The sequence below is a fragment of the Nocardioides sp. Arc9.136 genome, from assembly GCF_030506255.1.
Classification (GTDB): domain Bacteria; phylum Actinomycetota; class Actinomycetes; order Propionibacteriales; family Nocardioidaceae; genus Nocardioides.
Map to the genome: position 1 here is coordinate 2109149 of NZ_CP113431.1, position 26303 is coordinate 2135451.

The 26303-nt window shown below is 71.9% G+C and carries 24 protein-coding genes and 1 tRNA gene; 17 read left to right on the forward strand and 8 right to left on the reverse strand.

Annotated elements, in window-relative coordinates:
• Window positions 1–148 precede the first annotated feature (148 nt).
• Genes OSR43_RS10290 through OSR43_RS10300 form a run of 3 tightly spaced genes read left to right on the forward strand, consistent with a single transcriptional unit; the run spans window position 149 to window position 4393 of the window.
• Window positions 149–1027, forward strand: coding sequence for a pyruvate, water dikinase regulatory protein (locus tag OSR43_RS10290; protein WP_302271370.1), 879 nt, complete (start codon window positions 149–151; stop codon window positions 1025–1027).
• Entirely contained in the window at window positions 1024–3444 is a 2421-nt protein-coding gene (gene ppsA, locus OSR43_RS10295; protein ID WP_302271371.1) for a phosphoenolpyruvate synthase, read from the forward strand. Before OSR43_RS10290 ends, ppsA begins: the two co-directional genes overlap by 4 nt.
• A 40-nt stretch (window positions 3445–3484) precedes the next feature.
• Window positions 3485–4393: a hypothetical protein gene (locus OSR43_RS10300; protein ID WP_302271373.1), complete on the forward strand. Its 909-nt coding sequence runs from the start codon at window positions 3485–3487 to the stop codon at window positions 4391–4393.
• Here the strand turns inward: OSR43_RS10300 and OSR43_RS10305 are convergent, their stop codons facing one another.
• The gene (locus tag OSR43_RS10305) at window positions 4394–4585 is read right to left on the reverse strand and encodes a hypothetical protein (RefSeq protein WP_302271375.1); all 192 of its coding nucleotides are present in this window, start codon (window positions 4583–4585) and stop codon (window positions 4394–4396) included.
• 163 nt (window positions 4586–4748) lie between these two features.
• Window positions 4749–4834, reverse strand: a tRNA-Leu gene (locus OSR43_RS10310).
• 78 nt (window positions 4835–4912) lie between these two features.
• Here OSR43_RS10310 and OSR43_RS10315 point away from each other — a divergent pair.
• Window positions 4913–6253 carry a M20/M25/M40 family metallo-hydrolase gene (locus OSR43_RS10315; RefSeq protein ID WP_302271377.1) on the forward strand — a complete coding sequence of 447 codons (1341 nt, stop codon included), beginning with the start codon at window positions 4913–4915 and terminating at the stop codon, window positions 6251–6253.
• A gap of 6 nt (window positions 6254–6259) precedes the next feature.
• Here the strand turns inward: OSR43_RS10315 and OSR43_RS10320 are convergent, their stop codons facing one another.
• Complete coding sequence (locus OSR43_RS10320; protein ID WP_302271379.1) at window positions 6260–6478, reverse strand: DUF5703 family protein; 219 nt, start codon at window positions 6476–6478, stop codon at window positions 6260–6262.
• A 4-nt stretch (window positions 6479–6482) separates the two neighbouring features.
• The gene (locus OSR43_RS10325; RefSeq protein ID WP_302271381.1) at window positions 6483–7430 is read right to left on the reverse strand and encodes an aldo/keto reductase; all 948 of its coding nucleotides are present in this window, start codon (window positions 7428–7430) and stop codon (window positions 6483–6485) included.
• Between the two features lie 74 nt (window positions 7431–7504).
• Here OSR43_RS10325 and OSR43_RS10330 point away from each other — a divergent pair, with 74 nt between their 5' ends.
• On the forward strand, window positions 7505–8329 hold the full coding sequence (locus tag OSR43_RS10330; protein WP_302271382.1) for an undecaprenyl-diphosphate phosphatase: 825 nt from the start codon (window positions 7505–7507) through the stop codon (window positions 8327–8329).
• Between the two features lie 177 nt (window positions 8330–8506).
• Here OSR43_RS10330 and OSR43_RS10335 read toward each other — a convergent pair whose 3' ends face one another.
• Complete coding sequence (locus OSR43_RS10335; protein WP_302271385.1) at window positions 8507–8869, reverse strand: hypothetical protein; 363 nt, start codon at window positions 8867–8869, stop codon at window positions 8507–8509.
• A 61-nt stretch (window positions 8870–8930) separates the two neighbouring features.
• Window positions 8931–9911, reverse strand: a complete 981-nt coding sequence (gene corA / locus OSR43_RS10340) for a magnesium/cobalt transporter CorA (RefSeq protein WP_302271387.1) — start codon at window positions 9909–9911, stop codon at window positions 8931–8933.
• A 64-nt stretch (window positions 9912–9975) separates the two neighbouring features.
• Here corA and OSR43_RS10345 point away from each other — a divergent pair, with 64 nt between their 5' ends.
• The 4 genes from OSR43_RS10345 to mshC are packed head-to-tail and all read left to right on the forward strand — an operon-like array spanning window position 9976 to window position 13347.
• The gene (locus OSR43_RS10345; RefSeq protein ID WP_302271389.1) at window positions 9976–10719 is read left to right on the forward strand and encodes a histidine phosphatase family protein; all 744 of its coding nucleotides are present in this window, start codon (window positions 9976–9978) and stop codon (window positions 10717–10719) included.
• A 10-nt stretch (window positions 10720–10729) separates the two neighbouring features.
• Window positions 10730–11308, forward strand: a complete 579-nt coding sequence (locus OSR43_RS10350; RefSeq protein ID WP_302271392.1) for a DUF3090 domain-containing protein — start codon at window positions 10730–10732, stop codon at window positions 11306–11308.
• Window positions 11305–12084 (forward strand): SCO1664 family protein, encoded by a 780-nt coding sequence (locus OSR43_RS10355; RefSeq protein WP_302271394.1) that lies wholly within the window; start codon window positions 11305–11307, stop codon window positions 12082–12084. Before OSR43_RS10350 ends, OSR43_RS10355 begins: the two co-directional genes overlap by 4 nt.
• A 24-nt stretch (window positions 12085–12108) precedes the next feature.
• The gene (gene mshC / locus OSR43_RS10360) at window positions 12109–13347 is read left to right on the forward strand and encodes a cysteine--1-D-myo-inosityl 2-amino-2-deoxy-alpha-D-glucopyranoside ligase (RefSeq protein ID WP_302271397.1); all 1239 of its coding nucleotides are present in this window, start codon (window positions 12109–12111) and stop codon (window positions 13345–13347) included.
• Window positions 13348–13368: 21 nt separating this feature from the next.
• On the opposite strand, the gene OSR43_RS10365 is transcribed toward mshC, so the two are convergent.
• Entirely contained in the window at window positions 13369–14232 is an 864-nt protein-coding gene (locus tag OSR43_RS10365) for a PAC2 family protein (protein ID WP_302271399.1), read from the reverse strand.
• Between the two features lie 124 nt (window positions 14233–14356).
• On the opposite strand from OSR43_RS10365, the gene metH reads away from it, so the two are divergent.
• From metH to OSR43_RS10390, 5 genes are all read left to right on the forward strand, one after another.
• Window positions 14357–18094, forward strand: a complete 3738-nt coding sequence (gene metH, locus OSR43_RS10370) for a methionine synthase (RefSeq protein ID WP_302271401.1) — start codon at window positions 14357–14359, stop codon at window positions 18092–18094.
• Entirely contained in the window at window positions 18094–18798 is a 705-nt protein-coding gene (locus OSR43_RS10375; protein ID WP_302271403.1) for an HAD family phosphatase, read from the forward strand. Before metH ends, OSR43_RS10375 begins: the two co-directional genes overlap by 1 nt.
• A 232-nt stretch (window positions 18799–19030) precedes the next feature.
• The gene (locus tag OSR43_RS10380) at window positions 19031–19348 is read left to right on the forward strand and encodes a hypothetical protein (RefSeq protein WP_302271405.1); all 318 of its coding nucleotides are present in this window, start codon (window positions 19031–19033) and stop codon (window positions 19346–19348) included.
• Between the two features lie 59 nt (window positions 19349–19407).
• Entirely contained in the window at window positions 19408–20694 is a 1287-nt protein-coding gene (locus OSR43_RS10385) for a sensor histidine kinase (protein WP_302271407.1), read from the forward strand.
• A complete protein-coding gene (locus tag OSR43_RS10390; RefSeq protein WP_302271409.1) occupies window positions 20691–21317 on the forward strand; it encodes a response regulator transcription factor in 627 nt (208 codons plus the stop codon). The genes OSR43_RS10385 and OSR43_RS10390 overlap by 4 nt, the downstream gene beginning before the upstream one ends.
• Before the next feature lie 3 nt (window positions 21318–21320).
• Here OSR43_RS10390 and OSR43_RS10395 read toward each other — a convergent pair whose 3' ends face one another.
• Window positions 21321–22205: a PD-(D/E)XK nuclease family protein gene (locus OSR43_RS10395; RefSeq protein WP_302271411.1), complete on the reverse strand. Its 885-nt coding sequence runs from the start codon at window positions 22203–22205 to the stop codon at window positions 21321–21323.
• 72 nt (window positions 22206–22277) lie between these two features.
• Here OSR43_RS10395 and OSR43_RS10400 point away from each other — a divergent pair, with 72 nt between their 5' ends.
• The 3 genes from OSR43_RS10400 (at window position 22278) to arc (ending at window position 26299) form a co-directional block, all read left to right on the forward strand.
• Entirely contained in the window at window positions 22278–23447 is a 1170-nt protein-coding gene (locus tag OSR43_RS10400) for a site-2 protease family protein (protein WP_302271415.1), read from the forward strand.
• A gap of 10 nt (window positions 23448–23457) precedes the next feature.
• A complete protein-coding gene (locus OSR43_RS10405) occupies window positions 23458–24423 on the forward strand; it encodes a tRNA (adenine-N1)-methyltransferase (protein WP_302271417.1) in 966 nt (321 codons plus the stop codon).
• Window positions 24424–24520: 97 nt separating this feature from the next.
• Entirely contained in the window at window positions 24521–26299 is a 1779-nt protein-coding gene (gene arc / locus OSR43_RS10410; protein WP_302271419.1) for a proteasome ATPase, read from the forward strand.
• The last annotated feature ends 4 nt before the right edge of the window (window positions 26300–26303 follow it).

Genomic DNA, 26303 nt, shown 5'->3' on the forward strand with positions numbered 1-26303 from the left:
GCGGTGACGGAGGTCATGCATCCCGTCCTGCCCCGGGCGCGCGGCGTCCCGGCCGACGACCCGGCGGGCGGCTGTCCAGGCGCGTCGGGTCCATCCGCCGATGGGTACGGGACCCACTACGGTTCAGGCACTCGGACGGAGGCCGGAGATGAACGCGAGCAGCGAGCACGACGTCGTACCGGTCTTCTTCCTGTCCGACTCCACCGGGATCAGCGCGGAGACGATGGGCAACGCCCTGCTCATCCAGTTCCCCGACCTCCACTTCGAGCGGACGCTCATCCCCTTCATCCACTCCGTCGAGGACGCCCGCCGGGTGGTCGGCATGCTCGACGAGGTCGTCGACGGCGGCGTCACGCCGCTCGTCTTCACCACCGCCGCGAACGACGAGGTGCGCGCCGAGCTGTCGCGCACGAAGGCGCCGCTCCTCGACTTCTTCGGGATGCACATGGCGAAGGTGGAGTCGGTGCTGGGACGGCCCGGCATGCGCGAGGCGGCCCGGCTGCACGGCGTCGGAGACATCAAGCGCTACAACGCCCGGATGGCGGCCATCGAGTTCACCATCGAGCACGACGACGGCCAGAGCCTGCGGGCGCTGGAGAAGTCCGACGTGATCCTGCTGGCGCCCTCACGCTGCGGCAAGACGCCGACCAGCATGTACCTCGCCCTGCAGCACGGGTTGTTCGTCGCCAACTACCCGCTCGTCGACGAGGACCTGGACGCCGACGAGCTCCCCGACGTCGTCAGGCCCTACCTGGAGCGCTGCTTCGGCCTCACCACGACCGTCGACCGGCTCAGCCGGGTCCGCAACGAGCGTCGGCCGGGTTCGCGGTACGCCTCGCCCGACCAGTGCCGTTGGGAGCTGCGTCGGGCCGACGCGCTCTTCGGAGCCCACCGGATCCCGGTCATCGACTCCTCCGCCAAGTCCGTCGAGGAGATCTCGGCGCTCATCCTCCAGACCCTCAAGTCCAGCGCACGCAAGCGGGCGCGTCGACAGCACGACGCCAGCACGAAAGGGACACGTCCATGACCAGCCAGAACGTCCGGTGGTTCTCCGAGCTCGGGCTCGCCGACCTCGAGGAGGTGGGCGGCAAGAACGCCTCCCTCGGCGAGATGGTCTCCCAGCTCGCCGACCTGGGGGTGCGCGTGCCCGACGGGTTCGCGACCACCGCCCAGGCGTTCCACCGCTTCATCGGTGACACCGGGCTGGCCGCGCGGATCAACGGGCTGCTCGACGGCCTGGACACCGACGACGTGCGCCGCCTGTCCGAGGTCGGCCGCGAGATCCGCGACGCGGTCGTCGGCCAGCCGTTCCCCGAGGACCTCGAGGCCGACATCCGGAGCGCCTACGAGCGGCTCGCCGAGCAGTCGGCCGGCGCCGAGGGCGAGGAGCCGTCGTTCGCCGTCCGGTCCTCGGCGACCGCCGAGGACCTGCCCGACGCGTCGTTCGCGGGCCAGCAGGAGACGTTCCTCAACGTCCGCGGGATCGACGCTGTGCTCACCGCCATCCGCGAGGTGTTCGCCTCGCTCTACAACGACCGCGCGATCGCCTACCGCGTGCACCACGGCTTCGCCCACGCCGACGTCGGGCTCTCGGCCGGCGTCCAGCGGATGGTGCGCTCCGACCTCGCGTCGTCCGGCGTGATGTTCACGATGGACACCGAGTCGGGCTTCACCGACGCGGTCTTCGTGACCTCGGCGTACGGCCTCGGCGAGGGTGTCGTCCAGGGTGCGGTGAACCCCGACGAGTTCTACGTCTACAAGCCGGCGCTCCGCGCCGGGCGGCCCGCGGTGCTCAAGCGCGGCGTCGGCGGGAAGGCCACCAAGATGGTCTACACCGACGACGCCACGGTCGGGCGGACCACCGAGTTCGTCGACGTCGCGCCGCAGGAGAGCCGGCTGCTCTCGCTGACCGACGACGAGGTCGAGGAGCTGGCCCGCCACGCGCTGACCATCGAGGAGCACTACGGGCGCCCGATGGACATCGAGTGGGGCAAGGACGGGCTCGACGGCCGGCTCTACGTCCTCCAGGCGCGCCCGGAGACCGTCCAGTCGCGCCACACCGGTGCCCTCGAGCGGTTCAAGATCGACCGGGCCGTAACCAAGGGGGCCGACGTCCTGGTCGAGGGCCGGGCGATCGGCCAGAAGATCGGGTCGGGCGCGGTGCGCGTGCTCACCTCGATCGACGACATGCACGAGTTCAACCCCGGCGAGGTCCTGGTCGCCGACATGACCGACCCCGACTGGGAGCCGATCATGAAGCGCGCGGCGGCCATCGTCACCAACCGGGGCGGACGCACCTGCCACGCCGCGATCATCGCCCGTGAGCTGGGCATCCCTGCCGTCGTGGGCACCGGCAGCGGCACCCGTGACCTCGCCGACGGGCGGGAGGTGACCGTCTCCTGCGCCGAGGGCGACACCGGCCTGGTCTACGAGGGCCTGCTCGACTTCGACGTCGAGCGCACCGAGCTCGACTCGATGCCCGACGTCCCGGTCAAGATCATGATGAACGTCGGCACCCCGGAGCAGGCGTTCGCGTTCTCCCGGCTGCCGCACGCGGGGGTGGGGCTGGCGCGGCTGGAGTTCGTCATCAACCGCCAGATCGGCATCCACCCCAAGGCGCTGCTCGACCTGGCCGGCGACCCGGGCTCGCTGCCGGCCGACCTGCGCGAGGAGGTCGAGGAGCTGACCGCGGCGTACCCGGGTCCGCGGGAGTTCTTCGTCCAGCGCGTCGCCGAGGGCGTCGCCATGATCGCCGCGGCGTTCGCGCCGGAGCCGGTGATCGTGCGGATGAGCGACTTCAAGTCCAACGAGTACGCCAATCTCGTCGGCGGCGAGCTGTACGAGCCGGAGGAGGAGAACCCGATGATCGGGTACCGCGGCGCGTCGCGGTACCTCTCGGAGGACTTCGCCGACTGCTTCGCGATGGAGTGCGAAGCGCTGCGGTACGTGCGCGACGAGATGGGCCTGACGAACGTCAAGGTGATGATCCCGTTCGTGCGGACCACCACGGAGGCCCGGGGCGTCATCGAGCTGCTCGGCCGCAACGGCCTGCGGCGCGGGGAGAACGACCTGCAGGTCGTGATGATGTGCGAGGTGCCGTCCAACGCGGTGATCGCCGACCAGTTCCTCGAGCACTTCGACGGGTTCTCGATCGGCTCCAACGACATGACCCAGCTGACCCTGGGGCTGGACCGCGACTCCGCGCTGGTGGCCGGCGGCTTCGACGAGCGCGACCCCGCGGTGCTGCACATGCTCGAGCTGGCGATCAAGGCCTGCAAGGCGCAGGGCAAGTACGTCGGCATCTGCGGCCAGGGCCCCTCGGACCACCCCGACCTCGCCCGGTGGTTGCTCGACCAGGGCATCGAGTCGATGTCGCTCAACCCCGACACCGTGGTCGACACCTGGCTGGACCTGGCCAAGCAGGGTCCCGCCTCCTCGGGCTGAGGCTGGTTTGGGCCGGACGGGCCGGTGGAACGGTCGCAGCATGCGTGCACCGCTCCACCAGGCCCTCCGCGGCCTCGCCGTGTCCTCGACCCTGTGCCTGTGCGTCGGGCTGACCGCGTGCGGGGGTGGCGGCGGAGAAGGTTCGACGACGACGGGCGGGTCCACGACCGGTGCTACCGCGGAGCCGACGACGCAGCCGACCGAGGCGGACCACGAGGCGGCGCACGAGCAGGTCGTGGCGCTCCGCGAGGCCTACGTCGCGGCCGAGGAGGCGGGCGGTGCCTACCAGCGCGCCGTCACCGAGGTGCTGGAGAAGGACCCGTCGGCCGCACCCGACGACCCGTCGCTCGCCGACCGGCGCACGGAGCTCGAGACCGCCCAGCGGGAACGGGACGACACCCTCGAGGCGATCGGTGAGGAGCGTGCGCTCGCCGAGCCGGACGTGCGCGCAGCGTACGACGCGCTGGTCGAGGCCCACGGGGGCTATCGCGACTTCACCGACGCCTTCTACCTCGACTTCCCGCTGATGAAGAAGTCCTTCAGCGCCTGCACGGACGCCTTCGAGCTCGAGGAGGACCCGGACACCTCCAGCATCCGCGCCGTCGCCCAGGCGTGGCTGCGCCAGCACACCGCGGCGGTCACGGACTGCCGGCCGGTCCTGGCGCAGCTGCGGGAGTCGGACAACGACTGGTTCTCCCGGTACGCCGCCGGCCTGGCCGACGTGCTGGAGCGTCGCGAGCGTGCGATGACCCGGGCTCGCGATGCCGAGATCAGCCCCGACGCGGCCGTCCGGGCGCTCAAGGCGGCCAACGCCGACTTCAAGGTCCTCGGGAGCACGAACACCGACTACTCCGGCGAGATGGGACGCCGCGGCGCGAGCGAGGAGTACGACGCGCTGCACGCCGCCCTCGACGAGCAGCTGGGCGGCCACGGCACCGCGGAGGAGTGATCACCACTCGGCCGCGTCGCGGCGTCGGCGCACGAACGCCTCACCGACATCGACGAGGCCGATGATCCCCAGGACGGTCCCGAGCGGTCGTCCCCGGAACCACAGGACCTCGGTCTCGGGGTAGCCCAGCGCCAGCACGGCGCCGGCTCCCACCAGGCAGAGACCGATGACCAGCTGCGTCGCGAAGCTCATGCCCCGACCCTGCCCGGGGTCCCGGTCCCTGCGCATCGGCGGATGGGAGGGGAGCAGCCCGACGAAAGTCGTCCCGGGTCCGTCCATCGGACGAGTTCGTCGACCCGCCGGACGCGAAGAGCCCCTGACCCGCGTCTCCGCTGGTCAGGGGCTCTTCGATCGGTGTCCGAGGGGGGACTTGAACCCCCACGCCCTAATACGGGCACTAGCACCTCAAGCTAGCGCGTCTGCCAATTCCGCCACCCGGACGAGTGCGGAGAAACCGTACTACAGAGATGTCGTACCGACGGAATCGGGGCGTGTGCGCACCGGTGTCATGCTGAGGCCATGCCGAACGACGACCGCTCCGACGCTCCGCAGACCGCCCACGACCCGGCCGCAGAGGTGGTCGAGCTCTGCCGTGACCTGATCCGGATCGACACCTCGAACTACGGCGACCAGGACGGCCCGGGGGAGCGGAGGGCGGCCGAGCACGTCGCGACGCTGCTCGACGAGGTCGGCATCGAGTCCCGCATGATCGAGTCCGAGCCGGGCCGTACGTCGGTCATCGCGCGGTGGGGCGGCGCGGGCGCCGGCGGCAGGGACGACGCGCTACTGCTCCACGGCCACCTCGACGTCGTGCCGGCCGCGGCCGAGGACTGGCAGGTGGACCCGTTCTCCGGCGAGGTCCAGGACGGCTACGTCTGGGGGCGCGGCGCGGTCGACATGAAGGACTTCGACGCGATGCTCCTCTCCGTCGTCCGCGCCCGGCAACGGGCCGGCCGGGTCCCCGAGCGCCCGATCGTCCTGTGCTTCACCGCCGACGAGGAGGCGGGCGGCCACAAGGGCGCCCAGGTGATCGTCGACGAGCACGCCGAGGAGCTGGAGGGCGTCACGGAGGCGGTCGGCGAGGTCGGCGGGTTCTCCGCGACCGTGCGCGGCCGGCGCGTGTACCTCATCGAGGCCGCCGAGAAGGGCATGGCCTGGATGAAGCTGACCGCCCGCGGCCGAGCCGGCCACGGCTCGATGATCAACACCGACAACGCCGTCACGCGGCTCAGCGCCGCCGTGGCGCGCATCGGCGCCCACCAGTGGCCCGTGCGCCTGACCCCGACCATGGAGGTGCTCCTGGCGACGGTCGCGGACCTCGCCGGTACCGAGGCCACGCCGGAGAACGCTCCCGCCCTCATCGAGGAGTTCGGGGGAGCGGCCCGCATGCTCGGCGCGGTGATCACCAACACGACCAACCCGACGATGCTGTCGGCCGGCTACAAGGTCAACGTCATCCCCACCGAGGCCACCGCGTACGTCGACGGCCGGTTCCTCCCCGGCTTCGAGGACGAGTTCTTCGCGACGCTGGCCGAGCTGACCGGCGAGGGCGTCGAGATCGAGCACGTCTCCCACCAGCAGCCCTGGGAGACGCCGTACGAGGGGCACCTCGTCGACGCCATGACCCGCTCGATCCTCGCCGAGGACGAGGACGCCGTGGTCGCGCCGTACCTGATGAGCGGTGGCACCGACGCCAAGCACTTCCGCAGGCTCGGGATGCGCTCCTACGGCTTCGCGCCGCTGCGCCTGCCGGCGGACCTCGACTTCACCGCGCTCTTCCACGGCGTCGACGAGCGGGTGCCGGTCGACGCGCTGGAGTTCGGCGCGCGCGTCTTCGACCGCTTCCTCGACGACGTCTGAGCGCCCTCAGGCGGTGCGGACCGCCCGGATGATCTTGCGGCGCAGGATCACCCGGCGGGTGCCGTCGGGGGTGATCCGGACCCGGTCGAGCTCCCAGCCGCCGTGCTCGGCGCGCTCGACCAGCAGCTTGGTGACGACGTTGCGGGGGAACTCGCGGGAGAACGTGATCTTGTCGAACTCCCACTCGACCCCGCGGTTCAGCGGCAGACGGTGGACCCGGGACATGCGTTCATTCTCCGGACACGTCGTCGAGAGCGTCGACGATCTCGGCTGGCAGGACGAGCTCCTCGACGCCCAGGGCGCCCCGGAGCTGGGCCGCGGTGCGGGCACCGACGATGGGCGAGGTGACGCCCGGCTGGTCGCGCACCCAGACCAGCGCCACCTCGAGCGGCGTCCAGCCCAGGCCGTCGGCGGCGCGGGCCACGGCCTCGACGATGCCGGCGGAGCGCTCGTTGAGGTAGGTGCCGACGAAGCCGGCGAAGTGGGAGGACGCCGCACGGGAGTCCGAGGGGGTCCCGGAGCGGTACTTGCCGGTCAGCACGCCCCGGCCGAGCGGCGACCAGGGCAGCACGCCCACGCCGAGCGCCTCGCAGGCGGGGAGGACCTCCTGCTCGATGCCGCGGTTGAGCAGGGAGTACTCGACCTGGGTCGAGGCCAGCACCGCCCGCCCCGGGACGGCGCGCTGCCAGGTGGCGGCCTGGGCGGTCTGCCAGCCGGTGTAGTTCGAGACCCCGACGTAGGACACCCGGCCCGAGGTGACCGCGATGTCCAGGGCGGAAAGGGTCTCCTCGAGCGGGGTCTCGTCGGACCAGAGGTGGACCTGCCACAGGTCGACGTGGTCGACGCCGAGCCGCTCGAGCGAGGCGTCGAGGGTGGTGAGCAGGTGGCCGCGGGAGGTGTTGTACTCCCGCCCACCGCGGCGCGAGCCGATGCCGGCCTTGGTCGCCAGCACGACGTCCTCGCGGGCGACCACGTCACCGAGGAGGGAGCCGATCAGCTCCTCCGAGGCGCCGCCGCCGTACCCGGCCGCGGTGTCGAGGAGCGTGCCGCCCGCCTCGGCGAACGCGACCAGCTGGTCGCGCGCCTCGTGCTCGTCGGTGTCGCGACCCCACGTCATCGTGCCCAGGCCCAGGCGCGAGACCTTCAAGCCGGTGGCACCCAGAGACCTGTGCTGCATGCCGACAAGGTAGTGGGCGACGCCCCGGGCGGCGTGCCCGGCTCGCGGTACCGGTGTCCGTAGGATCCTCGCCCGTGTGGGACTTCCTCCAGGCCGTCGTGCTGGGCACGATCCAGGGACTCACCGAGTTCCTACCGATCTCGAGCAGCGCGCACCTGCGGATCTTCCCCGAGCTCTTCGGCTGGGGTGACCCGGGCGCGGCGTTCACCGCGGTGATCCAGATCGGCACCGAGCTCGCGGTCCTTCTCTACTTCCGCCACGACATCTGGCGGATCGCCTCGGCGTGGCTGCGGTCCCTGGTCCGGCCGGAGCACCGCGGCACGCTCGACGCCCGGATGGGCTGGTTCATCATCGTCGGCTCGTTGCCGATCGTGCTGCTCGGCGTGGCCCTCAAGGACGTGATCGAGTCCGACTTCCGGAGCCTGTGGATCATCGGCACCACGCTGATCGTGCTCGGCCTGGTGCTCGGCGTCGCGGACCGCGTGGGGTCCTCGGACAAGACGATCAGGCAGATGACGCTGCGCGACGCCGTGCTGATGGGGCTGGCGCAGGCCTGCGCCCTCGTGCCCGGGGTGAGCCGCTCCGGCGCGACGCTGTCGATGGGCCGGATCCTCGGCTACGACCGGGAGGCGGCCACCCGCTACGCCTTCCTGCTCGCCATCCCGGCCGTCGTCGGCGCCGGGCTCTTCGAGCTCAAGGAGATCCCGCACGGCGACAACACCTACGGCTGGGGTCCGACGATCACCGCGACGGTGGTCTCGTTCATCGTCGGGTACGCCGCGATCGCCTGGCTGCTGCGCTACGTCTCGACCCGCTCCTACGCGCCGTTCGTGATCTACCGCGTCGGGCTGGGCGCGCTCGTGCTGGTGCTCGTCGGCACCGGCGTGCTCGCCGCCTGAGGCCGCGGGCCGGCGGACGTCGGGGTCTGACCGGGCGCGCAGATTTCATCGGCCGGCCGACGAACCTGTCGCTCGGCCGATGAAGCTTCAGCGGCCAACCGTGAGTTCCAGCGGCCAGCCGATGAAGTGTCCGCCGCGGGCGGTCGCGACGAGGACGGCGACAACGTCGACGTCGGTCTAGCCGCAGTCCCCGCCACCGCCACCGCCGCCGCAGTCGCTGCCGCCGGCGAACCCACCGCCGACGACGGCGCCCCCGGCGCCCCCGGCGCCGCCGACCTGCCGCCGGGAGGCCTCCGGCACCCGCCAGCGGCCGGACTGGCCGGGCAGCCGCGGGGTGGCCGTGACGAGGAACAGGGCCGCGATGCCGACGGCGACGAGCCCGCCGAGCAGCACCACGGCGACGCTGGCGGCGTTGTCGCGCTGGAGGGCCAGCGCGAGGCAGGCGCCCAGGACGAGGGCCGAGGCCCCGCCGAAGGCGGCCCACGTCGCGCGGGACCGGGCGGTGGTGGCGCTGGCGCTGGCGCTGCGACGGTCGTCCATGACCCGAGTGTGCGGCAGGAACCGCTGCGTGAACAGTGCCCGCAGGCCGTCGTTCCCGGGGCTAGAGCCAGCCGGAGCGCTTGAAGAAGATCCACAGGACGGTCGAGGAGCCGACCATGAGGGCGAGTGCGAAGGCGTAGCCGAAGGTCCAGTGCAGCTCGGGCATGTGGTCGAAGTTCATCCCGTAGATGCCGGCGATGAGGGTCGGGACGACGACGAGGGCGGCCCCGGCCGAGATCTTGCGCATGTCGTCGTTCTGCTGCACCGAGATCCGGGCCAGGTGCGCGTCGAACGCCGACGACAGCAGGGTCTCGAGGCCGTCGACGACCTCGCCCACCTGGCCGAGGTGGTCCAGGACGTCGCGGAAGAACGGGCCCGCCTCCGGTGCGACGCCCTCGACCTCACCGGCGGCGAGGCGGCGCATCGGCTCGCGCAGCGGCTGCACCGCGCGGCGCACCTCGGCGATCTCCCGCTTGAGCGTGTAGATCCGGACCGAGTCGTTGGTGCGGGTGGGGGAGAAGACCGACTCCTCGACCTCATCGACGTCCTGCTGGAGCTCCTCGGCCACGACGCGGTAGGCGTCCACGACCGTGTCGCACACGGCGTACACCACCGCGGACGGGCCGTGGTCGAGCACCGCTTGCCGCGCCTCGAGGTCGTGCCGAGCGGTCGCCAGCTCGGCGCCGCTGCCGTGTCGGACGCTGACGACGAAGTCGCGCCCGATGAAGAGGTTGATCTCGCCGGTCTCCACGGCGTCGTCGACGTCGACGTACCAGAGCGTCTTGAGGACGAGGAAGAGGCTGTCGTCGTACCGCTCCAGCTTGGGCCGCTGGTGCGCCTTGACGGCGTCCTCCACCGCGAGCGGGTGCAGGTCGAACGCCGCGGCGACGTCGGCCAGCTGCTCCTGGCTGGGCTCGTGCAGGCCCAGCCACACGAAGTCGCCCTCGGAGCGGACCTCGGCGCGCAGCTTCGCGTAGTCGTGCGGCGCGCAGTCGACGGGGACGCGCGAGCCGTGGCGGTACAGCGCGCTGTCGACGATCACGCCGGAACCGTAACGCGTGGCGGCCCGCGGGCCGGCGAGCGGCGGACCAGTACTGTTCGGCGCCATGGCCACTGTCATCCTCGTCCGCCACGGTCGGACGACCGCCAACGCCAGCGGGATGCTGGCCGGCCGGATGCCCGGGGTGAAGCTCGACGCGACCGGCCAGCAGCAGGCCGCCCGCGCCGGCGAGCGGATGAAGGACCTGCCGGTGCACGCCATCGTCAGCAGCCCGCTCGAGCGGTGCCGGCAGACGGCCAAGGCGATCATGCAGGCCCAGGCGCCGCCGTTGACGCTGGTGACCGAGAAGGGCATCACCGAGTGCGACTACGGCGAGTGGCAGGGCCGGCAGCTGCGGGACCTGGCCAAGGAGAAGCTCTGGTCGACCGTGCAGTCCCAGCCCTCCGCGGCCGAGTTCCCCGGGGGTGAGTCCCTCGCGTCGATGCAGGCCCGCGCCGTCGCCGCCGTGCGCCGCCACGACGCCGCGGTCGAGGCCGCCCACGGCGCCGGCGCGGTGTGGGTGGCGGTGAGCCACGGCGACATCATCAAGTCGGTCCTGGCCGACGCCCTCGGCATGCACCTGGACCTCTTCCAGCGGATCAACATCGACCCGGCGTCGATCTCGATCGTGCGCTACACCGCCTCGCGGCCCTACGTCCTGGCGACGAACACCCACGCCGGCGACCTGTCGTGGCTCGCCCAGAAGCCGGCCCGCCGCCCGCGCTCGGGCAAGCGGGCGGCCGACGTCGCGACCGCGGCCGCCGACGACGCGGTGGTCGGCGGCGGCGCGGGTCCTTCTGCGGCCTCATAGGGTGGACGGCATGGCACCACTCGTCCACGGGTTCGACCCGCCGGAGCGCTTCGTCACCGGCACCGTCGGTCCCCCCGGTTCCCGCACCTTCTTCCTCCAGGCCCGCAGCGGCGCCAAGCTGGTCAGCGTCGCGCTGGAGAAGCAGCAGGTCGCCGCCCTCGCCGAGCGGGTCGACGAGCTGCTCGACGACGTGATGAGCAGCGAGCGCACCTCCGCGACGGTCCCGGCCGTCGCACCCCTCGACCTGGAGGACACGGACCCGCTCGAGCAGCCGATCGAGGAGGAGTTCCGCGCCGGCACGATGACGCTGTCGTGGGACCCCGACGACGAGCGCGTCGTCATCGAGGTCTTCCCGATCGACGAGACGGCCGTCGTCTCCCCCGAGCAGGTCGACGAGGAGTTCGAGGAGCCCGAGCCCGACGAGGTCCTGCTGGTCCGGATCCCCGCCGGTGCCGCCCGCGCCTTCGTCAAGCGCAGCGAGCAGGTCCTCGAGGCCGGTCGGCCGTCCTGCCCGTTCTGCGGCCTGCCGATCGACCCCGACGGTCACCTGTGCGTCCGGGCCAACGGGTTCCGCCGCCGGGACCCGTGAGCCACACCGAGCCGCCCGCCGTCGACCTGCTGTCCGACGAGCTGGTCCTCCACGGGCGGATCATGCCGGCCAGCAACGCGACGTTCCTCGGCGAGGTCGGCGACGTGAAGGTGGTCTACAAGCCGATCTCCGGCGAGCGCCCGCTGTGGGACTTCCCGTACGGCGACCTGGCCTCCCGCGAGGTGGCGGCGTACCTCGTCTCCGAGGCGACCGGCTGGGACGTCGTGCCGCAGACCTGGCTGCGCGAGGGGCCGCACGGCCGGGGGATGGTCCAGCGCTGGCAGGAGCCGGACCCCGAGCAGGCGGCGGTCGAGATCGTGGCGCACGGCGAGGTGCCGCCCGGCTTCCTGCACGTCTTCGACGGCGTCGACGGCCGGGACCTCCCGGTCAGCCTCGTCCACGAGGACTCGACCGCGCTGCGGCGGATGGCGGTCTTCGACGTCGTGGTCAACAACGCCGACCGCAAGGGCGGCCACGTGCTGGAGATGACCAGCGGCCACCGGTACGGCGTGGACCACGGCATCACGTTCCACCACGAGCACAAGCTGCGCACCGTCCTGTGGGGGTGGCTCGGCGAGCCGCTGCGCGACGAGGACGTCGAGGTGGTCCAGCGGGTCCGCGGCGCCCTCGCCGGCTCCCTCGGCGAGGCCCTCTCGACGCTGCTGACCGACCTCGAGATCGACGCGCTCGACCGGCGGTGCGCCCGCCTGCTCGCCCGCGGCGTGATGCCCGCGCCGCACGGGGAGATGCCGGCCATCCCGTGGCCGCCGTTCTGACCGGGTGTCGTTAGGCTGCGAGCCATGCGTGCCTGGCCGTCCCCGGAAGTCCCCACCCTGCCCGTGAGGGGCCCCGAGGTGTCGGTGCACGACACCGCCACCGGTGCTCTCGTGACCACCACGCCCGAGGGCCCGGCCCGGATGTACGTCTGCGGCATCACGCCGTACGACGCGACGCACCTGGGCCACGCCGCGACGTACGTCGGCTTCGACCTGCTCAACCGCGCCTGGCGCAACGCGGGCCACGAGGTCCGCTACGTCCAGAACGTCACCGACGTCGACGACCCGCTGCTCGAGCGCGCCACCAAGGTGGGCACGGACTGGACCGAGCTGGCCGAGCGGGAGACCGAGCTCTTCCGCCAGGACATGACCGCGCTGCGCGTGCTGGCCCCGGACGAGTACATCGGTGCCGTCGAGTCGATCCCGCTCGTCCTCGACCTCGTCGAGCGGCTGCAGGCCGCGGGCGCGGTCTACCGCGTCGAGGACGACCTCTACATGTCGGTGACCGCGGACCCCGCCTTCGGGCAGGAGTCCGGCTGGGACCGCGAGACGATGCTGCGGGTCTACCCCGAGCGCGGCGGCGACGTGGACCGCCCGGGCAAGAAGGACCCGCTCGACTGCGTCGTGTGGCGCGGTGAGCGCGAGGGGGAGCCGTCCTGGCCGAGCCAGTTCGGCCCGGGCCGGCCGGGTTGGCACGTCGAGTGCACCGCGATCGCGCTGGAGCACCTCGGCGGCGCGTTCGACGTGCAGGGCGGCGGCAGCGACCTCGTCTTCCCCCACCACGAGATGTGCGCCGGCCACGCGCAGGTCGTCGACCCCGGCACGCCGTTCGCCCAGACCTACGTGCACGCCGGGATGGTCGCCTACGACGGGGAGAAGATGTCGAAGTCCCGGGGCAACCTGGTCTTCGTCTCCGCGCTCCGCAACAGCGACGTCGACCCCATGGCGATCCGGCTCGCGCTCCTGCGCCACCACTACCGCGCCGACTGGGAGTGGACCGACGCGGAGCTGTGGGACGCCGTCGACACCCTCGCCGACTGGCGCCGGGCGCTGGCCCTGGGCGCCGGGGCGCCGGCCGCGCCGGTCGTCGCCGAGGTGCTCGAGGCACTGGCGGCCGACCTCGACGCGCCCCGCGCCGTCGCGGCGGTCGACAGCTGGGTCCGCGCGACGCTCGGCACCGGTGGACTCGCCGACACCAGCGACGCGGACGCCGGCATCGCGATGATCGGCGTCCTCGACGCCGCGCTCGGCCTGTCCCTCTGAACCGGGGGACCAGCCGGGGGACTAGCCGGCGCCGCCGCCCGACTCGTCGCCGCGGCGCTTGAGGTACCGCTCGAACTCCCGGGCGATCGCCTCGCCGGAGGCCTCGGGCAGGTCGGTGGTGTCGCGGGTCTCTTCGAGCGCCCGGACGTAGTCGGCGACGTCCTCGTCCTCCTCGGCGAGCTCGTCGACGCCGCGCTCCCAGGCCCGGGCGTCCTCGGGGAGGTCGCCCAGCGGGATGGAGACCTCGAGCAGGTCCTCGAGCTGGCCGATCAGCGCGAGCGTCGCCTTGGGGCACGGCGGCTGCGCGACGTAGTGGGGGACCGCCGCCCAGTACGACACCGCCGGGATGTCGAGGCGCACGCAGGCGTCCTGGAAGACGCCGACGATGCCGGTCGGGCCCTCGTAGGTGGACTGCTCGAGCTTGAGCCGGTCGACCAGCTCGAGCTCGGTCGCCGTGCCGGTCACGGGGATCGGCCGGGTGTGCGGGGTGTCGGCGAGGAGGGCGCCGAGGGTGACGACCAGCTCGCCGCCGAGCTCGTCGCAGGCGGCGAGCAGCTCGGCGCAGAACTGCCGCCAGCGCATGTTGGGCTCGATGCCGCGCACCAGGATGACGTCGCGGTCGAGGTCCGGGGGAGAGGCCACCGCGATCCGGGTGGTGGGCCAGGTGATCCGGCGGTGCCCCAGCTCGTCGGTGCCGACGACGGGACGGTTGACCTGGAAGTCGTAGAACTCCTCGGGGTCCAGCGCGCCGACGATGCGGGCGTTCCAGACGTCGATGAGGTGGTCGACCACCGACGAGGCGGCGTCCGCGGCGTCGTTCCAGCCCTCGAAGGCGGCGATGACCACGGGGTCCACCAGGTCGGGCAGGTCGTCGATCTCGATCACCGCACCAGCGTAGTCAGGCGTCGCGATTTCGCCGGGTCCGACGCCCGGTGTCACGATCTGGGCACACTGTCCAGCACTCGGACGCTCTTCCTACGCTGGAGCCACCCGTTCGGAAGGAGCTGGCGTGCCGCAGCCCGCAACGCCGTCCCACCGCCCCGACGCCACCGAGGCGCTCACCGCTACGTTGCGCGACCGGGTGATGGTGATCGACGGTGCCATGGGCACGGCCATCCAGCGCGACCGCCCCGACGAGGCCGGCTACCGCGGCGAGCGGTTCGCCGATTGGCCCAGCGACGTGGTCGGCAACAACGACCTGCTCACGCTGACCCAGCCGCACATCATCGAGGACATCCACCGCGAGTACCTCGAGGCCGGCGCGGACATCATCGAGACCAACACGTTCAACGCGAACGCCGTCTCCCTGGCCGACTACGGCATGGAGGAGCTGGCCTACGAGCTCAACCTCGAGGCGGCCCGCCTGGCCCGGAGCGCGTGCGACGCGGTCGCCACCCCCGAGCGCCCCCGGTACGTCGCCGGCGCGCTCGGCCCCACGACCCGCACCGCCTCCATCTCCCCGGACGTCAACGACCCGGCCGCCCGCAACGTGTCCTACGACCAGCTCGTCGCGGCGTACCTCACCTCGGCGCAGGGCCTGGTCGACGGCGGCGCCGACCTGCTGATCATCGAGACCATCTTCGACACCCTGAACGCCAAGGCGGCGATCTTCGCGGTCGAGACGCTCTTCGAGCAGCTCAACCGGCGGTGGCCGGTGATCATCTCCGGGACCATCACCGACGCCTCCGGTCGCACGCTGTCGGGGCAGACCACCGAGGCGTTCTGGAACTCCGTGCGGCACGCCCGCCCGATCGCCGTCGGCCTCAACTGCGCGCTCGGCGCCAAGGAGATGCGCCCCTACATCGCCGAGCTCAGCCGGGTCGCGGACACCTTCGTCAGCTGCTACCCCAACGCCGGCCTGCCCAACGCGTTCGGCGAGTACGACGAGGCCGCCGAGGAGACCGCCGCGGTCGTCCGTGAGTTCGCCGACGCGGGCTTCGTGAACCTGGTCGGCGGCTGCTGCGGCACCACGCCCGCGCACATCGGCGCGATCGCCCGCGCGGTGGCCGGCGAGACGCCCCGCGAGGTGCCGAGCATCCCCTCGGCGATGCGGCTCTCCGGCCTCGAGCCGTTCACCATCGACGACCGCTCGCTCTTCGTCAACGTCGGCGAGCGCACCAACATCACCGGCTCGGCGCGGTTCCGCAACCTGATCAAGGACGGCGACTACGACACCGCCCTGTCGGTGGCCGCCCAGCAGGTCGAGAACGGCGCGCAGGTCATCGACGTCAACATGGACGAGGGGATGATCGACGGGGTCGCGGCCATGGACCGCTTCCTCAAGCTCGTCGCCAGCGAGCCCGACATCAGCCGGGTCCCGGTGATGGTCGACTCCTCGAAGTTCGAGGTGATCGAGGCCGGCCTGAAGAACGTCCAGGGCAAGGCGATCGTCAACTCGATCTCGATGAAGGAGGGCGAGGAGTCCTTCCGCACCCACGCCCGCCTGTGCCGCAAGTACGGCGCGGCCGCGGTGGTCATGGCCTTCGACGAGGACGGCCAGGCCGACAACCTCGAGCGGCGCAAGGCGATCTGCGAGCGGGCCTACCGGATCCTCGTCGACGAGGTCGGCTTCCCGGCCGAGGACATCATCTTCGACCCGAACGTCTTCGCCGTCGCGACGGGCATCGAGGAGCACGCGTCGTACGGCCTGGACTTCATCGAGGCGACCCGCTGGATCAAGGAGAACCTCCCCGGCGCGAAGGTGTCCGGCGGCATCTCGAACGTCAGCTTCTCCTTCCGGGGCAACAACCCCGTCCGCGAGGCCATCCACGCGGTCTTCCTGTTCCACGCGATCGCCGCGGGCCTCGACATGGGCATCGTCAACGCCGGCGCCCTCGTGGTCTACGACCAGGTCGAGCCCGAGCTGCGCGAGCGGATCGAGGACGTCGTCCTCAACCGCCGCCCCGACGCCGCCGAGCGGCTCCTCGAGATCGCCGAGGCGCACAACCGCAAGGGCGAGCAGGTCGAGGCGGAGGCCGAGGAGTGGCGCTCGCTGCCCGTCGGGGAGCGGATCACCCACGCGCTGGTCAAGGGCATCGACGCCCACGTGGAGTCCGACACCGAGGAGCTGCGCCAGGAGATCGCCGCCCGCGGCGGCCGCCCGATCGAGGTGATCGAGGGCCCGCTGATGTCCGGCATGGACGTCGTCGGCGACCTCTTCGGCTCCGGCAAGATGTTCCTGCCGCAGGTGGTGAAGTCCGCGCGCGTGATGAAGAAGGCGGTCGCCTACCTCATCCCGTTCATCGAGCAGGAGAAGCTGGACAACCCCGAGCTCGCGACCGCCAAGGACACCAACGGCACGATCGTCATGGCCACGGTCAAGGGCGACGTCCACGACATCGGCAAGAACATCGTCGGCGTGGTGCTGCAGTGCAACAACTTCGAGGTCATCGACCTCGGCGTGATGGTGCCGGCGCAGAAGATCCTCGACACCGCCGCCGAGGTCGGCGCGGACGTCATCGGCCTGTCCGGCCTGATCACGCCCTCGCTCGACGAGATGGTCACGATGGCGACCGAGATGCAGCGCCTCGGCCTGGAGATCCCGCTGCTCATCGGTGGCGCCACCACCTCGCGCGCGCACACCGCCGTCAAGGTCGACCCCCGATACGACGGGCCGGTCGTGTGGGTCAAGGACGCCTCGCGCTCGGTGCCCACCGTCGCCTCGCTCCTGCACGCCGAGCGCCGCGTCAAGCTCCTCTCGGACCTGCAGGAGGACTACGACGCGCTGCGCGCCCGGCACGCGACCAAGCAGGACCGTCCCCAGCTGACCTACGCCGACGCCCGCGCCCGGGCGACGCCGATCGACTGGGAGGGCTACGTGCCGCCGGCGCCCGAGCAGCCGGGCGTGCACGTGCTGGACGACTACGACATCGGTGAGCTGCGCGAGTACATCGACTGGCAGCCGTTCTTCAACGCCTGGGAGATGAAGGGGAAGTTCCCCGACATCCTCAACAACCCCACGACGGGCGAGGCCGCGCGCAAGCTGTACGACGACGCCCAGGCCATGCTCGACCGGATCGTCGCCGAGCGCTGGCTCACGGCGCGCGCGGTCTACGGCTTCTTCCCCGCCAACGCCGAGGACGACGACGTCGTCGTGTGGGCCGACGACGAGCGCCGGGAGCGCCGGACCGTCCTGCACCAGCTGCGCCAGCAGGGGCAGCACCGCGAGGGCGTGCCGAATCGCTCGCTCGCCGACTACGTCGCTCCCGCCGCGAGCGGGCTCGCCGACCACGTCGGGGCCTTCGCGGTGACCGCCGGCATCGGGCTGCCCGAGAAGGTGCAGCAGTTCAAGGACGACCTCGACGACTACAACGCGATCATGGTCGAGGCGCTCGCCGACCGCCTGGCCGAGGCGTTCGCCGAGCGGCTGCACCAGCGCGTCCGCACCGAGCTGTGGGGCCACGAGCCGACCGAGTCGCTCTCCAACGAGGACCTCATCGCCGAGCGGTACGCCGGCATCCGGCCCGCGCCGGGGTACCCCGCGTGCCCGGACCACACCGAGAAGCAGACGATCTGGGAGCTGCTCGACGTGGAGGCCAGCACCGGGATCCAGCTCACCGAGTCGATGGCGATGTGGCCGGGCGCCTCGGTGTCGGGGATCTACTACAGCCACCCGCAGTCGCAGTATTTCGTCGTCGGCCGGCTCGGTCGCGACCAGGTGGCGGCGTACGCCGAGCGGAAGGGGTGGACCCTCGCCGAGGCGGAGCGCTGGCTCTCCCCGAACCTCGGCTACGACCCGGAGGACTGATGACCGCCACGGCGATGGACACCCCCGCGGCGGTGCTGTGGGACATGGACGGCACGCTGGTCGACACCGAGCCGTACTGGATCGAGACCGAGTTCGCGCTCGCGGAGCGGTTCGGCGGCACCTGGTCCGAGGCGCACGCCCTCTCGCTGGTCGGCAACGACCTGATGGTCTCGGCGCGCTTCATCCGTGACCACATGCCGCTCGACCTCCCGCCCGAGCAGATCGTCGACCTGCTCCTCGACGGCGTGGTGGAGCGGGTGCGCCGCAGCGTGCCCTGGTGCGCCGGCGCCCGCGAGCAGCTGCTCGCGCTGGCGGCGGCCGGCGTGCCGTGCGCGCTGGTGACGATGTCCTGGACCCGGTTCGTCGCGCCGATCCTCGACCAGCTGCCCGAGGGGACGTTCGCGACCGTGGTGACCGGCGACCACGTGACGCACGGCAAGCCGCACCCGGAGCCGTACCTCACGGCCGCGGAGCGGCTCGGCGTCGACCCCACCGCCTGCCTGGCGGTCGAGGACTCCGCGACCGGGGCGTCCTCCGCGGAGGCGGCCGGCTGCCAGGTGCTGGTGGTGCCCAACCACGTCGAGGTCCCGCCGGGGGAGCGTCGGGTGTTCGCCCCCTCGCTCGCGGGGCTGGACCTCGCGGAGGTGTGGGCAGGGGCCCGCGCGGGGAACCGGGCCACCAGCCGCCGTGCCGTCGGGTCCTAGTACCACCGGACAATGGCGGGATACCCCCGCCCACCGACAGGATCGTGCTCGCTCGGAGGACCTGGTCCTCCTAGTACCACCAGGAGAGGTCCACATGTTCGTCCGACGTAGTCCCGCCATCGTGCTCGGCCTGGTGTTGAGCGCAGCGGCCCTTGCTCCCGCTCCGGCGTTGGCAAGTGATGGCGGGGCTACGGAGGGCGGTAAGAACCCCGGTCCTGCGGTCGAGGCTCCGGTGTACGCCAAGAGCGACCCGGTCCTGCTCATCAAGGACTGCTCCGGCGCCAGCGCGGTCAAGATCCGTGCAACGGTCATGTCCGACGGCGAGATCGAGGTCGTCGGCGTGGTCTGGAGCGACGACGAGGACACCTGGTCCTGGAAGTTCAAGCACAACGGCGACTTCTCCTTCATGGGTGAGGTCAAGGCGAAGGACGCCGACCGCTCCTTCCGCATCGTCCGGTCGATGGCCGACCTCGCCGGCGAGGACGACGTCCTCTTCCGCGCTGAGAACAACCGCACCGGCGAGATCTGCAAGCTGCAGAAGAGCGTCTGAACCTCCCGACTCCCTATCCTTGGCGCGGCGCCACGACGGCGCGTGTCGAGAGGAGCAGCGTGGGGGTACTGCGCAGCCCGGTCGTGCAGTTCCTGGTGCTGTCCGTCGTCACGATCGTGGCCATCGTCATCGGGACCAACGCCATCGCCCAGCACGTCGCCGAGGACGAGGCCGTCGCCGAGGCACGCAACACGACCGAGGTGCTCGCCAACTCCGTGGCCCGCGCCGAGATCGCTGCCCTCGACGACCGCCTGTTCGAGAGCCGGCCCGGCGCGATCGACCGGTTCTACAACTTCGCCGATCGAGTCCTGCTGGTGGAGAACCCGCGCGCCGTCCGGATCAACCTCTGGCTCGGCGACGGGACGCTCCTGTTCGCCAACCGCCCGGACCGGATGCAGTCGAGGTACGACCTCGGACCCGACCGCGAACGCGTGCTCCGCGAGGGCGGGACCGGGTACGAGATCTCCGACCCGTCGGACCCGGAGAACCTGGGTGACGACGACGAGGACCTCGTGCGCGTCTACACACCGATCAAGGTGAAGGGCGAGCGGCTCCTCTTCGAGGTCTACTACTCCCTCGACCGCATCCAGGATCGTCGCCAGGAGATCCTGAAACCGTTCCGCTGGATCACCATCGGCTCGCTCGCCGGACTCCTGCTGATCGTCACGCCGATCCTCTGGCTGCTGACCCGCCGCCTGACCCGGGCCGGCGAGGACCGCGAGCGCCTGCTCACCTCCGCCGTCGACGCCTCGGACGCCGAGCGTCGCCGGATCGCCCGCGACCTCCACGACGGCGTGGTCCAGGACATCGCCGGCACGACGTTCTCGCTGACCGCCGTGGCGCGCGACGCCGACGTGCCCGCACACGCCCGTCGGACGCTCGCCACCGCCGGCGACTCGCTGCGCGACAGCCTGCGGGCGCTGCGGTCGCTGCTGGCCGAGATCCATCCGCCGGACCTGCACGCGGCCGGCCTCGAGCCGGCGCTCAACGACCTCATCGCCCCCGCGGCGACCGCGGGCATCCAGGCCTCGGTGAGCGTCGACGGGGTCGACGGCGCCTCCGACGCCGCCGTCGCGCTCGTCTGGCGGGTCGCGCAGGAGGCGGTCCGCAACGCCATCCGGCACTCCCGCGCGACGACCATCGCGGTGACGGTGGGGTCCCCGGACGGGAAGCTGCAGCTGGAGGTCGTCGACGACGGGGTCGGCTTCGACCCGGCGGTGTCGGACCCCGACCGCTACGGTCTCAAGGGCCTGCGCAGCCTGGTCAAGGACATCGGCGGCGAGATCGAGGTGCTCTCCGCACCCGGCGAGGGCACGACGGTACGGATGGAGGTCGCCCAGCAGTGAGCAGCTCAACGATCCGCGTCGTCCTCGTCGACGACCACGCGGTGATCCGCGCCGGCCTCGCCCAGCTGCTCGCCGGGACCCCCGACATCGAGGTGGTCGGCCAGGCCGAGAACGGCGAGCAGGCGCTCGACGTCGTCCGCGCGCTGGTCCCCGACGTCGTCCTGATGGACCTGCAGATGCCGGGCGTCGACGGCGTCACGGCCACCCGCAACATCAAGGGTGCGGGCCTGCCCTCCGACGTGCTGGTCCTGACCTCGTACAGCGACACCGAGCGGATCGTGGGGGCGCTCGACGCCGGGGCGGTGGGCTACCTCCTCAAGGACGCCGACCCCGACGACGTCCTCGCCGGCATCCGGGCGGTCAGCCGAGGGGAGTCCCCGATCCACCCGCGTGCCGCCCGCACGCTGCTCGGCGCCCGGTCCGGGGCGCCGCAGGTGCAGCTCACCGCCCGTGAGACCGAGGTGCTCGGCCTGGTCCGCGAGGGCCTGGCCAACAAGCAGATCGCCCGGCGCCTCGACATCACCGAGCGCACCGTCAAGGCCCACCTGACCTCCGCCTTCGCGCGCATCGGCGTGGCCGACCGCACACAGGCGGCCCTGTGGGCCGAGCGCAACCTCGTCTGACCCCTAGGCCGGGTCGGCGGGCGCCTCTCCGACCGCGTCGGGCCGTGGCAGCGGCGGGGGAGTGCCCCCGAACTCCGGGCACAGGGACTGGTGCCGGCACCAGTCGCACAACCGGCTGCGCCGCGGCCGCCAGTCGCCGGTCTCCTCCGCGGAGCGGATCGCGCGCCAGATGGCCTCGACCTTCCGCTCGGTGGCGAGCAGCTCGGCCTCGTCGGGCCGGTAGCGCAGGATCTCCCCGTTGCCGAGGTAGACCAGCTGCAGCACCGCGGGGACGGCGCCGCGGGTGCGCCAGAGCACGAGCGCGTAGAACTTCATCTGGAACAGCGCCTTGGCCTCGAAGCCGGCGGCCGGCGCGCGGCCGGTCTTGTAGTCGACGATCCGGATCGACCCGTCGGGCGCGACGTCGACCCGGTCCACGAACCCGCGCAGCAGCAGCCGCGAGTCGAGCAGGCTCTCGACGTACACCTCGCGCTCGGCCGGCTCCAGCCGCTGGGGGTCCTCGAGGGTGAAGTACCGGTCCAGGACCGTCGCGCACGAGGCGAGCCAGGCGGCCACCTCGGGACCTTCCTCGCCGAACAGCTCGGCCATGGCCGGCTCGTCCTCGCGCAGCTGCTCCCAGGCCGGCACCAGCATGTCGCGCGCCTGCTCGGGGGTCCGCTGCACGGCGGGCAGGTCGAAGAGGTCCTCGAGCACCTTGTGCACCACGGTGCCGCGGACCTGCTGCTCCGACGGCGGCTCCGGGAGCCGGTCGATCGTCCGGAACCGGTAGAGCAGCGGGCAGGTCAGGAAGTCCCCGGCGCGGCTCGGCGAGAGCGCACCGAGGACCTCCACGCCGTCCACGGGCGTCGAGACCCGCTCGGCGGGTGACACGGCCTGCTGCACGCTCATGGGGAGGACCCTAGGTGAGGGCACCGACGGTCCAGCGCACCCCGGCCGGGGAGCCCCCGATACCCTGGCGTCGTGGCCGACCCCGAACCTCCCGGCGACGGCCGGGCGACCACCCGCAGGACGACGAGCCGCGCCCCGGGGACGTTGCGGCTCGGGACCATCGCCGGGGCCGACGTCCTGGTGTCGTCCTCCTGGTTCGTCGTCGCGGCGCTGATCGCCGTGGTGACCGCTCCGCGCGTCGAGCAGGTCGAGCCCGGCCTCGGACCGCTCGCCTACGTCGCCGGCTTCGCCTTCGCGGTGGTGCTCTACCTCTCCGTCCTGCTGCACGAGGCCTCGCACGCCGTCATGGCGAAGCGGTACGGCTTCCCGATCAGCTCGATCACCCTGCACTTCCTGGGTGGCATGACGCAGATCGAGGCGGAGGCGACCAAGCCCCGCCAGGAGTTCGCGATCGCGGTCGTCGGTCCGCTGACCTCGATCGCGGTCGGGATCGCCGCCCTCGGACTGTGGTTCGTGGTGCCCGGCGGGCTCCTCGGGCTCGCGGTCGAGGGCCTCGCGTTCGCCAACCTCCTGGTCGGCGTGCTCAACCTGGTCCCCGGCCTCCCGCTGGACGGGGGCCGGGTCCTCAAGGCCGCCGTCTGGGGCGCGACTCACGACGCGCACCGCGGCACGATCGCCGCCGGCTGGGGCGGGCGGGTGACCGCCGTCCTCGTGCTCCTGTGGCCGTGGGCGCTCGAGCCGCTGTTCGGGGAGCCGCCGCGCCCGCTGGACTTCGTCCTGGCCTTCGTCGTCGCGCTCTTCCTCTGGTCCGGGGCGACCGCCGCCATCGCCTCGGCGCGGATGCGGCGTCGGCTGCCCCGGCTGGTCGCGCGGGACCTGGCGAGGCGCGCCCTCGAGGTGCCGGCCGAGCTGCCCCTCGCCGAGGCGGTGCGCCGCGCGCAGGACGCCCGGGCGGGCAGCATCGTCACCGTGACCTCGGCGGGCAGTCCCGTCGGGCTGGTCAACGAGGCCGCGCTGCTGGCGACCCCCGAGGACCGTCGGCCGTGGGTCGCGACCTCGACGGTGGCCCGCACGCTCGAGGACGGCCTGCGGCTGCCCGCGTCCCTGTCCGGGGAGGAGCTGGTGCGGGCGATCAGCCGGACGCCGGCCGCGGAGTACCTCCTGGTCGAGCCGGACGGGGCGGTGTTCGGCGTGCTCTCCACCGCCGACGTCGATCGCGCGTTCCGGGAGACCCCCCACTAGGGTTCCGCGCATGCCCGACGCCCTTCCCGACGTGAACCGTGACGCCTGGTCGGGGGTCCACCGCGGCCCCCTCCGCGAGGGGGAGTGGGTGCGGCTGACCGACCAGAAGGGTCGCCGCCACAACTTCGAGCTCGTGGCGGGCAAGCGCTTCTTCTCCAACCGCGGACACCTCGAGCACGACGAGCTCATCGGGCGCGAGGAGGGCTTCACCGTCACCTCCTCCGCCGGCGGCGAGTACCTCGTCTTCCGGCCCCTGCTCTCGGAGTTCGTCGTCTCGATGCCGCGCGGCGCCGCGGTGGTCTACCCGAAGGACGCCGCGCAGATCGTCGCGATGGCCGACATCTTCCCCGGCGCCCACGTCGTCGAGGCCGGCGTCGGCTCGGGCGCGCTGACCTGCTCGCTGCTGCGCGCCGTCGGGCCCTTCGGCAAGGTCTCGTCCTACGAGCGCCGCGAGGAGTTCGCCGACGTCGCCCGGAAGAACGTCACCCAGTTCTTCGGCGACCCCGAGGGCCGGACCCACCCCGCCTGGCAGCTCACCCTCGGCGACCTCGCCGAGGCGCTGCCCGCCTCCGGCGAGCGTTGCGACCGGATCATCCTCGACATGCTCGCGCCGTGGGAGTGCCTGGACGCCGCCGCCGACGCGCTGGTGCCCGGCGGGATCGTCTGCGCGTACGTCGCCACCACGACGCAGCTGTCGCGGTTCGTCGAGACGGTGCGGCTCCACGGCGGGTTCACCGAGCCGCAGCCGTGGGAGTCGCTCGTGCGCGACTGGCACGTCGAGGGCCTCGCGGTGCGACCCGGCCACAAGATGATCGGCCACACGGCGTTCCTCGTCACCGCACGCCGGATGGCCCCCGGCCAGCGGCCGCCGCTGAAGAAGCGGCGCCCGGCGCCCGGCGCGTACGGCCCCGACTACACCGGTCCCCGGCCCCCCGGCGTCCCGGTGGAGGAGCCCTCGGAGCCCTCGGACGCCTGAGGCGCCACCGCAACCGATTCGTGACCAACCGGGCGGGTTGAGCCCTTCCGTTGTCGGCGACCGCAGGTAGGGTCGCCAGACACGAGGAGGTGCGCCGATGACATCTGACATCCCTAGCTCAGGCAGCAGCAACCCGGGTGGACGCAGCCCGGAGGAGCTCGCGAGCCAGGTCCGCTTCCTGGAGGCCGAGGTCGGTGACCTCCGCCGCCGGCTCGGCGACTCCCCGTCGCACCACCGCGGCCTCGAGCTGCGCCTGGCCGACGCCCAGCGCTCGCTGGCGGCGGTGACGTCGCAGAACGAGCGCCTGGCCAGCACGCTGCGCGAGGCCCGCGACCAGATCATGAAGCTCAAGGAGGAGGTCGACCGGCTGGCCCAGCCGCCGGCCGGCTTCGGCACGTTCCTGGCCCGCAACGACGACGACTCGATCGACGTCTTCACCGGCGGGCGCAAGCTCCGGGTCAACGTCAGCCCCAGCGTTGACCTCGACACCCTGCGCCGCGGCCAGGAGGTCATGCTCAACGAGGCGCTGAACGTCGTCGCCGCGCTCGACTTCGAGCAGGTGGGTGAGGTCGTGATGTTCAAGGAGCTGCTCGCCGACGGCGATCGCGCGCTCGTCATCGCCAACGCCGACGAGGAGCGGGTCGTCCGGATCGCCGAGCCGCTGCGCGAGGAGACCATCCGGGCCGGCGACAGCCTCCTGCTGGACTCCCGCGCCGGCTACGTCTACGAGAAGGTCCCGAAGTCGGAGGTCGAGGAGCTCGTCCTCGAGGAGGTCCCCGACATCGCCTACGAGTCGATCGGTGGCCTCGGCGGCCAGATCGAGCAGATCCAGGACGCCGTCGAGCTGCCCTACCTCTACCCCGAGCTCTTCCGCGAGCACGAGCTCAAGCCGCCCAAGGGCGTGCTGCTCTACGGCCCTCCCGGCTGCGGCAAGACGCTCATCGCCAAGGCGGTCGCGAACTCGCTGGCCAAGAAGGTCGCCGCGCGGCACGGCGTCGACGGCGCCGGCCAGGAGGTGAAGTCCTACTTCCTCAACATCAAGGGCCCCGAGCTGCTGAACAAGTACGTCGGCGAGACCGAGCGGCACATCCGCCTGGTCTTCCAGCGGGCGCGGGAGAAGGCCAGCACCGGCACTCCGGTGATCGTGTTCTTCGACGAGATGGACTCGCTGTTCCGCACGCGTGGGTCGGGCGTCTCCTCCGACGTCGAGAACACCATCGTCCCGCAGCTGCTCAGCGAGATCGACGGCGTCGAGCTGCTCGAGAACGTCCTGGTCATCGGTGCCTCCAACCGCGAGGACATGATCGACCCGGCGATCCTGCGGCCCGGCCGGCTCGACGTGAAGATCAAGATCGAGCGGCCCGACGCCGAGTCCGCCCGCGACATCTTCTCCAAGTACCTCACGCCCAACCTGCCGCTGCACGCCGACGACCTGGCCGAGTTCGGCGGGGACCGGGAGGCGACCGTCGCCGGCATGATCCGGGCGACCGTCGAAAGGATGTACGCCGAGACCGAGGAGAACCGCTTCCTCGAGGTCACCTACGCCAACGGCGACAAGGAGGTCCTCTACTTCAAGGACTTCAACTCCGGCGCCATGATCCAGAACATCGTCGACCGCGCGAAGAAGATGGCGATCAAGGACCTGCTCGACCACGAGCAGCGTGGTCTGCGGATCGCGCACCTGCTGCAGGCGTGCGTGGACGAGTTCAAGGAGAACGAGGACCTCCCGAACACCACGAACCCCGACGACTGGGCGCGGATCTCGGGCAAGAAGGGCGAGCGGATCGTCTTCATCCGCACGCTCATCAGCGGGAAGCAGGGCACCGAGCCGGGTCGTTCGATCGACACCGTGTCCAACACCGGTCAGTACCTCTGACCGT